2 protein-coding genes and 2 pseudogenes are annotated in these 9,042 nt (G+C 58.3%); all 4 read right to left on the bottom strand.

Annotated features, from left to right (window positions below; all coding sequences use genetic code 11):
* Positions 1–11: 11 nt before the first annotated feature.
* Positions 12–164: pseudogene (locus ACR65W_RS03805) on the bottom strand (integrase core domain-containing protein); the annotation flags it as partial.
* A 74-nt stretch (positions 165–238) separates the two neighbouring features.
* On the bottom strand, positions 239–1,483 hold the full coding sequence (gene ltrA, locus ACR65W_RS03800; protein WP_434502290.1) for a group II intron reverse transcriptase/maturase: 1,245 nt from the start codon (positions 1,481–1,483) through the stop codon (positions 239–241).
* Positions 1,484–2,029: 546 nt separating this feature from the next.
* Positions 2,030–3,009: pseudogene (locus ACR65W_RS03795) on the bottom strand (IS3 family transposase); the annotation flags it as partial.
* A gap of 67 nt (positions 3,010–3,076) precedes the next feature.
* Positions 3,077–8,965 (bottom strand): amino acid adenylation domain-containing protein, encoded by a 5,889-nt coding sequence (locus ACR65W_RS03790; protein ID WP_434502292.1) that lies wholly within the window; start codon positions 8,963–8,965, stop codon positions 3,077–3,079.
* Between the last annotated feature and the right edge of the window lie 77 nt (positions 8,966–9,042).

Below are 9,042 nucleotides of genomic sequence, written 5' to 3'. Positions count from 1 at the left end.
CGTCGCGACGGTTATGCCGCCGCCGCGATTATCCTTGCGCCGAAGTAAGCCTCGTCCGGGGTGCGCCGGTCAAGCGCCGAATGCGGCCTTCTTTCATTGTAGAACGTCAGATAGCGGGCGATCGACGCGCGCGCCTCAGCCGCGCTGTCGTAAGCGCGCAGATAGTCGAGTAGCGCGGGGGAATCGCACCCCCACGCCCTCCGAGAACCGGACGTGAGCCTCTCGAATCATCCGGCTCCTATCGCCCAACCTGAGACTCCCTGGACCAATGAGCAAAAAGGTCTGGCTGACGGGATTGAACCCCACGCAACCAGTCCCATGCACGCTTTGTATGCCCCCGGAGTCGTTTGTATTTCCGCTGCGCCCATCGCACGATAAACGAGTCGAGCGTGCGAAGTGCGCGGCGAAGCGCGGAACGGTGAAAACGCCCGTAGTAATGGACCCACCCGAGAACCATCGGACGGGTCCATTGGGCAATTTTCTCCAAGGCGAGATCGGTGCGATGATGCAGTTTCCAACGACGCACGGTTTCGCGCATCGCCTTGGCTGCTTTGTCGCTGATCGCAGGAGAAAAACTGACGAACAGTCTGCCAGCGCGATTCATCGACTGCCTGGGTCGAAACGTGAAGCCCAGAAAATCGAAGCGTTGCTCTGAATGACTGTCCCGCCGGTTCGCATCCTTGCAATAAACGATCTTCGTCTTTTGCGGGTGCAATTCCAGCTTGCACGCCGCAAGTCGCGCTTCCAGCGCTTGTCGCAGAGACAACGCCTGCGCCTCGCTGCCACAGTGACAGATGACGTCATCAGCGTAACGCTCGAACGGAATGTTGGAATGGTTTTCCTTCATCCATCGATCGAACGCATAGTGCAGGAAAAGATTAGCTAAGAGCGGGCTCACGACAGCGCCCTGCGGGGTCCCCTTCTCTCGGCTGACCAGCGCGCCATCCGGCATGCTCACTGGCGCCTTCAGCCATCTTTCGATGTAGAGCAGCACCCATGCGCAATCGGTATGACGACGCACCGCTCGCATCAGCAGCTCCCAATCGATGTTGTCGAAGAAGCCTTTGATGTCGAGATCGAGCACCCAATCGTGACGCCAGCATCGCTGCCGCGCCGCTGCCAGCGCATCATGCGCCGACCGACCGGGGCGATATCCGTAGGAATCCGCATGGAACACTGGTTCTACAGACGGCTCCAGATATCGCTTCACCACCATCTGGGCGATTCTGTCGGAGACCGTCGGAATGCCCAACGGTCTCGTTCCACCATCGCTTTTCGGGATGTCCACCCGTCGGACCGGCGGCGGCATATAGCTGCCGGACGACATCCGATTCCAGAGTCGATAGAGATTGTCGTTCAAATCCTTCTCGAACTCCGCGATCGTCTGATCGTCCACTCCCGCCGCGCCTCGGTTTTCCTTCACTCGCTTGTAAGCCATCCACACTTCGCGCTTCGAAATGCAAAATGGTTTTGCTTCATCCATGCGGGTCCTCCCCTTTCAGGTTGCCCACGAGACAAAGCCGGACGACGCCACCCCTTCGGTCCAGTCCCATTGCAGGACTTTCATCCCTACTACGAGTGGCTCCGCCCCTGTGCCCCGCATCGGTAATCTCGCCCTTGCGGAGTCCGTCCGCTCGAGCTTCTCCCTTCGCATCGGGACGACAGGTTCCTGAGTTCCTTACCAAAGCCTGGATCAAGGTCACGCCGCCTTCATGCCGGACGCCGGTTGGGCAGTAAGCAAGTCTCCCCCAACCCCTATTCGCGGGACAGAAGTCCGGGTCCCGGTTTCGACGTCGTTTGATACGTTTCGACACGTCATCAGCAGTTCACTTTCGTTCGTCTCCTTGAACCTTACCTGACGGAGTGCATCTCCGCCTTTTCCATCGACGTTCACCACAATGGCTCTTGACCAATGCAGCTCGTGGCGGTTTGAAGCCTGCTCCTGCAAGCCGACTTCGAGGGACCTGCCCTCATCTTCGGTAAAGCATCGCAACCGTTCAAAGTGTGAATGATTGCGTTCACAGCACACGACCTCCTCATATTTGACGGATCGCCACAGCCGCTCGACAAAAACATTGTCGCGCCAGGCGCCCTTGCCGTCCATGCTGATGGCGATTTTCCCGTCGAGCAGCACGTTGGTGAAGTCGAGGCTGGTGAACTGGCTACCTTGGTCCGTATTGAATATCTCCGGCTTGCCATGCTTCGCCAGCGCTTCGCGCAGAGCCTCGATGCAAAAGTCGGCTTCCATCGTGATCGACAGGCGATGCGACAGAACCCGCCGGCTCCCGACGTCGACCACGGCGGCGAGATAAACGAAGCCGCGCGCCATCGGAATGTAGGTGATGTCCATCGCCCACACATGATCGGCGCGCTCGATCTTCTTTCCCCGCAGCAGATAAGGATAAATCTTGTGACCCGGCGCCGGCTTACTGGTGTTCGGGCGGCGATAGATCGCCTCGATCCCCATGCGCTTCATCAGCGTCGCCACATGCCGCCGCCCGATGGAGACGCCTTCGCGCCTTAGCAGGTCGCGCAGCATTCGGCTGCCCGCGAACGGATAGTCGAGATGCAGTTCGTCGAGCCGGCGCATGATTTTCAAATCCTCAGCCGACACAGGCCGGGGCTTATAATAGACAGCGCCCCGGCTGATGCGGAGCGCCTTCGCCTGTCGCGCGATGGAAAGTTCGTGGCTGCGGTCGATCATCGCTTTGCGCTCAGCAAACCCGCTTTGGTGAGCGCGCCTTCCAAAAAATCATTCTCCAGCGTCAGTTCGCCGATCTTAGCGTGCAGCGCCTTCAGATCGACGGCAGCCTCCTTCGCTTCGGTCTTCTCCTGGCCGAACACGCCGGCAGCGCCGTCGAGAAGCTGGCCTTTCCAGGTCGTGATCTGGTTCGGGTGAACATCGAACTGCTGCGCCAGTTCGGCCAGCGTCCTGTCGCCCTTCACGGCGGCCAAAGCCACCTTCGCCTTGAAGGCCGCCGTATGATTGCGGCGCGGTCTCTTCGTCATCCAAAGCTCCTGATTCGCAGCGAGAATCCTCGCCGCCCTCAGTCAGAAAATCCACTCATGCTACTGTTCAAATTTGCGGGACCAGCTCTTTGCTGTCTGCGCTCTCGCTCCAAACAGCTGACAAAGCAGCCCTGATTTGTGAATGCATGATCGGTTCTGAGACGATGGAAGCGTGATCACAGTCTATGATCTGCAATCTTAGACCGCCCCGTGAGACTTGAGACCAATCAGATTTTGGCAAACTACCGGCATCGAGTGACTCCCTCGCTGCCCAATAATGGATTGGTACCTCAATAATCCTCATATCGTGTTCGTCAATCAATTTCCTGGTGTTCACTGCATCTGAGCATAAGAAATCAATTAGCTCGTTCGATATCCCCTGCCAGTAGCCTCGTTCTTGACCCCAGACTGCGGCGTACCGAACTTGCTCCTCGGAGCTAAGCCCTCCAGACACGTCGAGTAGATATTTGCGATCTTCTTCTGTCAAAAGTTCGCTCGGGTTCTTGCCTTCTAATAACGCAAACTCTCTAAAACTTTCCAAAACGACGGTTAAATTGTCAGAAATACCTGCATCCTCAACGCGTTCCCGATCTAGAATAGAATCTACTATCCCTAAGAACGCAACACGTTCGCCAAGCGCTTCCAGGGTGCCCGCAATCGCAGCAGCGGTAACGCCGCCCGTGCTCCAGCCCAACAGGTGGTAAGGGCCATGAGGTTGGTGAACGCGAATCAGCCCAGCGTAGTAAATAGCCATTTCTTCGACAGATTCGTCCATGTGGCGATCGTCAAAAATTCGGCGCGATTGAATTCCGTAAACAGGCGCCAGTCCCTCGAGCGAGTCCGCCAAAGCTTGATATCGAACAGTAGATCCTCCTGCGGGATGAATGCAGTAAATTGCTGGGTACCCTCCTCCCCTTCTTAGCGGAACGATAAGGGATCGATAGTCGTCCTGAGGCCCAGAAGATATCAGCTCACCAAGCTTTCTCGCGGTTGGGGCTTGGAAGATCGCCATAATGGGCAACTCTCCGCTCACCTTACGCCGAATGCCATCGATCAGCTTTATTGCAGTCAATGAATGCCCCCCAAATTCGAAAAAATTGTCATCGATTCCAATCGATTCCAGACCAAGAACACTTTTGAATTCTTTTAGGAGCAGCCATTCCGTTGCGGTTCGCGGCCCGACAACGCATGTCGTCGCGCTCTCCGCCCCGTTGGGAGCGGGCAGCGCGTTGCGGTCGACCTTGCCATTGGGCGTCAGAGGCAACGCTTTGAGAAACACGAACGCCGACGGGATCATGTAATCGGGAAGATCACGCGCGAGCGAGGCGCGAAGCTGCGTAGCAGTCAGTTCCGCCCCGCCCTCGCCGACGATATAAGCTACTAATCGCTTGTCGCCCGGCGCATCCTCCCGCGCCAGCGCAACCACTTCGCGCACCGTGTCCAAGCGCCCCAGCGCCACCTCAATCTCGCCCAGCTCAATTCGGAAGCCGCGGATCTTCACCTGATGATCGGCGCGACCCAGAAACTCGATGTTTCCATCCGCCCTATACCGCGCCAGATCGCCCGTTCGATAAAGACGCTCCCCAGGCCGCCCAAACGGATTGGGAATAAACCGTTCCGCCGTCAGATCAGGCCGCTCAAGATAGCCTCGCGCGACGCCAGCTCCGCCGATGTAAAGCTCTCCGCAAACCCCAACCGGAACAGGTTCAAAAAACCGATTAACAAGGTAAATTTGCGTATTCGAGATCGGACGACCTATCGGGATCGACTTTAAGAAAGAAATATCCCTTGGGATGCTATATGTTGCACAGCCAACTACAGTCTCAGTTGGACCGTAGTGGTTCACAATCGGGATGTCTGATTTAATTCGACGCCACAACGCGACGGTTTCTGGTTGTAATGTTTCGCCTCCACTTATAATTACGCCAACCGAGCACCTTCCATGTTTAACAAAGCTATGTCCGAGCATGTGCAAGTGTGAAGGCGTGATTTTCAACAGTCCGCACCCTATTTCCGTCTGCATAAGGCGATCCAACCCTTCGATTTCATATCGTTTGGGCAAGAGTCTTACTGGTCCGCCACTCAAAAGTGGCGCGTAGAGGCTCGTCACAGTCGCATCAAACGAGAGTGACGTAGAGACCACTGAACCATCTTCATGCGCGTGCGCCTGCGTCAGCCACCACAGATAATTTGTCACTGCAACGTGTTCGACCATCACGCCCTTTGGTTTGCCGGTTGATCCTGAGGTATAGATGAGATAGGCGAGATTGCGGGGTGTTAGGCCCACTTCCCATGGCTGCGGATCCGAGTCATGCTGTTCTGCCCAGAGCAATGCGTCTTCAAGCAGATCGACAATCGGTATCGCCTTCTCGGCCAGCCTGTCGCGAAACAGCGCCACGGCTTCTTTGGCTTCAGGCCTAGTCAGCAAAGCGACCGGGGCGCTATCTTCCAGCATGTAAGCGAGCCGATCCGCCGGATAATCAGGATCAAGCGGAACATATGCGCCGCCGGCTTTCAAGATCGCCAATAGCCCAACAATCATCTCCAGGCTGCGCTCGACGCAGATCGCCACCCGTGCGTCCGGGCCGACCCCGGATTCCCGCAGATGACGCGCCAACCGGTTCGCGCGCGCATTCAGTTCGCCATAGGTCAGTCGCTGATCTTCATAAATGACGGCAATCGCCTCGGGCGACTTCGACACCTGCGCTTCGAACAGTTCGTGAATGCAGCGGCCCTTCGGATAGTCGGCCGCTGTGTCGTTCCAGTCGACAAGCAGACGATGACGCTCCGCTTCGCTCAGCACATCGATTGTCAGAGCCGGCGTCTCCGGCGCCGTTTCAAGAGCCGTCACAAGGCCTTCGAGCGCGGTCTGCATATAGCCGCAAACGAAGCTCGGATCGAGTGGATGTTGCGTCTGCGCTGTTACACGGAACGCCTCGCCGAAGTCGTCGACCGACAGTGTCAGGGGATAGTTGGTGCGTACTTGCGAGTAGAGTTCGGTTACGCCTTCGAAGGCCGCTGACGACTCCGTCTCCGGCGCGCTGTGGCGATAGTTCAGTAACGCCGAGAACAAGGGGGCCGGCGCTTCAATGCCGCTGCAACGTAGCGCCAATGTCAGGGGCGCATGTTCGTGCCGCAACAGCGTCGTCAGACGATCTTGAAGGAGGCGTGCGCTTTCTCTGACGCTCTCCTGTCCAACCCGTACGCGGATCGGCAGCGTGTTGATGAACAAGCCGATGGCCCGGTCTGCGCCCTCGCCGCCATGCATGCGGCCAAACAGAACCGTGCCGAACACCACGTCGTTGCGCCCTGAAATGCGCGCCAGCACTTGCGCAAAGGCTTGATGCCACAGACTTGCAACGCTCACCCCAAGCGCGCGCGCTACAGTGCGCGCTCGCCGCGCCAGCGCCAAGTCGACATCAAGCCGCGCTTCCTCGACGCCTGACCCGTCGCCCCGAACGTCGAGCATTCCAAACGGCGCCGTCGGTTCGGTCACGTCGCCAAGCATCTCAGTGAAAAACGCTTCGTGCTCGACCTGGCTAACGCCAAGACGCGCTTGCGCAACAAAATTGCGGAATGGCGTCGGCGTAGGCAAAGAACCGCTCCGCCCGGAAAGCTGCGCCTTCGCTTCCTCCAGAAGAATTTCCAAAGTAGAATGGTCAAACGCGAGATGGTGCCCCAACAGCAACAGCAGCCAGCGGTCCTTGATTGAGTCGTGAGCCCAGAACACCCGCATCATCGGCGCCCGCCGGACGTCAAGCCGGAACTGACGCGGACTAAACCGGTCAAGCAGTTGCTGAGCGATGTCGCCCGACCCCGGATCGAGTTGGACTTCCTCTACGACAAGCGGAGCCTCGCGCCACACAACCTGCATCGGCTCCCGCAGGCCTTCCCACATCACGGCCGTGCGCAAAATATCGTGCCGAGCGATAACCAAGTTCACCGCTTCGCAAAACGTATCGATGCGTTCGCGGCTGTCAAAGGCGAGAAGCGACGGAAGCAAGTAAGGATCGCCTTTTTCCGCCATGAGGTGATGGAAAAGAATGCCCTCCTGCAACGGCGCCAGCGGATAAATGTCCTGCACATTTGTTGCGCCGCCCGGAACCGCCGCGACGATCCTGTCGATCTCCGCTTGTGTTAGTTCCGCCAGCGGCAACATCGCCGGTGTGAGCGCGTCGCAGCCAGCCGGAATAAGATTGGGCGGAACGACGATTGCGCTTGACTGTCCGACGACGGCGGCCAGACCGCCCGGGGTCGGCTGCGCGAACAGCGACCGCACGTCGCTCGGTAGGCCTTCACGCCGCATCTTCTCAATTAGCGTCATCGCCAGCAGCGAATGCCCGCCGAGTTCGAAGAAATTGTCGTTGACGCCGACGCGCTCGACGCCAAGAACGTCGGCCCAGATCCGGCACAGCGCCGATTCTGTCGGCGTGCGCGGCGCGACATAGGCGTGCGCCGCCTGGGCGTCGAGATCAGGCGCAGGCAACGCCTTGCGATCAACCTTGCCATTGGACGTCAGCGGCAACGCCTCAAGGAAGACGAAAGCCGACGGGATCATATAGTCGGGCAGATCGCGCGCAAGCGACGCGCGAAGCTGCGTAGCGTTCAGCTCCGCCCCGTCCTCGCCGACAACATAAGCCACAATCCGCTTCTCGCCCGGCGCGTCCTCCCGCGCCAGCGCCACCGCTTCGCGCACTGTCTCCAGACGCGCCAGCGCCGCCTCGATCTCGCCAAGCTCAATCCGGAAGCCGCGGATCTTCACCTGATGATCGGCGCGGCCAAGGTATTCGATGTTCCCGTCCTGACGGTAGCGCGCCAGATCGCCCGTGCGATAAAGACGCTCCCCAGGACCTCCGAACGGGTTGGGAATAAATCGTTCCGACGTGAAGTCGGTTCGGTTCAGATAACCGCGCGCAAGACCAGCCCCGCCGATGTAAAGCTCCCCAGAAATGCCAACCGGAACAGGTTCAAGAGACCAGTCAAGAAGATAAATTTGCGTGTTCGAAATCGGGCAGCCAATCGGAACCCTTTCGATGATGTCATCGTTAGCACAGCAATACTCAGTGACGTCGATCGACCCTTCGGTCGGACCATAGAGATTGTGAAGTTCACAAGACGCCACGTCATGGAACTTCATTACGGCGCTAGCCGGAAGTTCTTCACCACTGCAAATCACTCGGCGAAGCGATGGCAGCGCCTTCATGTCGACGGCACTCAGAAACGCTAACAGCATTGTCGGTACGAAGTGCATGGTTGTAACAGCGCAGCTCTCGATAACCTTTGCTAAACGGTCCGGTTCACGATGATCGCCCGGCGCGACAAGCGTGAGACACGCGCCGGTCTGCAATGGCCAGAAAAACTCCCATACAGATACGTCGAAGCTAAATGGCGTCTTCTGCAGCACAACATCGTCGTCGATTAGTCCATAACGCTTCTGCATCCAATCGAGGCGATTGACCAGACCGCGATGCGCGACGCCGACGCCCTTTGGTTTGCCTGTGGAGCCTGAGGTGTAGATGACATAGGCGAGGTTCTGGGGGCGGGCGAGAGTTTTTGGGTCATGCGCGCTCTCGGCGGCGATGGACGGCCAGTCGGCGTCGAGGCTCAGCGTCGTGGCGTCCTCCGGCAGACGCTGGCGCAGATGATCTTGCGTCAGCGTCAAAAGCGGCTGGGCGTCGGCGAGCATGTAAGCAAGCCGATCGACCGGATAATCGGGATCCAGCGGCAGATAGGCGCCGCCTGCCTTCAACACGCCGAGCAGCCCGACGATCATCTCCAGCGACCGCTCGACGCAGACGCCAACCAGCGTCTCGGGTCCGACGCCAAGCCGACGCAGATGATGCGCCAGCTGATTGGCCCTGGCGTTCAATTCGCCATAAGTCAGAGTTTGGTTCTCGAACACGACCGCGACGGCATCAGGCCTCTCACACGCCTGCGTTTCAAATAGTTCATGAATGCAGCGGTCCTTCGGATAGTCGGCCGCTGTATCGTTCCAGTCGACAAGCAGACGATGACGCTCCGCTTCGCTCAGCA

This window comes from Methylocystis sp. (assembly GCF_051062815.1).
Classification (GTDB): Bacteria; Pseudomonadota; Alphaproteobacteria; order Rhizobiales; family Beijerinckiaceae; genus Methylocystis.
The sequence above is the reverse complement of the archived record's forward strand: the minus strand, read 5'-3'. Positions and strand labels throughout refer to the sequence as shown.

Coding starts and splice junctions, on each gene's coding strand:
- ltrA (WP_434502290.1), bottom strand. CDS start 1,483: ATGGATGAAGCAAAACCATTTTGCATTTCGAAGCGCGAAGTGTGGATG.